General features: G+C 63.2%; 1 protein-coding gene. It reads right to left on the bottom strand.

All coding sequences use genetic code 11. From position 1 onward, the window contains the following. Window positions 1–258, bottom strand: a 258-nt coding sequence (locus tag SB753_RS38795; protein ID WP_410805378.1) for a zinc finger domain-containing protein, incomplete at both ends; no start/stop codon positions are given.

Genomic DNA, 258 nt, shown 5'->3' with positions numbered 1-258 from the left:
CCGTTGCCGAACAGATTGCTGATACAGCGGCCGCAGAGCGTGGGATGGTCGGCGTTTTCGCCGACTTCCTTGCGATAGTGCCAGCAGCGTTCGCACTTCAGATACTTCGAGGTGATCACGTCGACGCCTTCTTCCGCTTCGCTGTCGACCTTCACGACCGTCGCGCCCGACGTGATCAGCACGAACTTCAGGTCGGCGCCGAGGCTCGCGAGCGCATCATGACGCGCGCCGCTCGCGCGGATTTCGACTTCCGCCTGC

Source organism: Paraburkholderia sp. SIMBA_053 (assembly GCF_046534895.1).
In the GTDB taxonomy this organism is placed as follows: Bacteria; Pseudomonadota; Gammaproteobacteria; order Burkholderiales; family Burkholderiaceae; genus Paraburkholderia; species Paraburkholderia caledonica.
The sequence above is the reverse complement of the archived record's forward strand: the minus strand, read 5'-3'. Positions and strand labels throughout refer to the sequence as shown.